Origin of the sequence: Cupriavidus sp. SIMBA_020 (assembly GCF_046535395.1) — a bacterium.
Taxonomy (GTDB): Bacteria; Pseudomonadota; Gammaproteobacteria; order Burkholderiales; family Burkholderiaceae; genus Cupriavidus; species Cupriavidus campinensis.
The window spans coordinates 1-242 of the sequence record NZ_JAWRWU010001483.1 but is presented as its reverse complement, the minus strand read 5'-3'; the positions used below and the strand labels follow the sequence as shown (position 1 = coordinate 242).

Below are 242 nucleotides of genomic sequence, written 5' to 3'. Positions count from 1 at the left end.
GGGCGGCGGGTTGTCGATTCCGTATCGCGGCGGCGAGCCGCGCGTCGACGTCGGTCACTACTTCAACCAGTGGGATGCCGCGCGCAAGCGGATCGAACGGCATCTCGGCCACGCGGTGCGCATCGAGATCGAACCGGGCCGCTTCCTCGTCGCCGAGGCCGGCACGCTCGTCACCGAAGTGCAGGCCGTGAACCGCCGGCCGCAGCACGACTTCGTGCTGATCGACGCGGGTTTCAACGACC

1 pseudogene is annotated in these 242 nt (G+C 69.0%); it reads left to right on the top strand.

The window, feature by feature from the left end:
* Nucleotides 1-242 (top strand): annotated as a pseudogene (locus SB751_RS34510) (diaminopimelate decarboxylase); the annotation flags it as partial.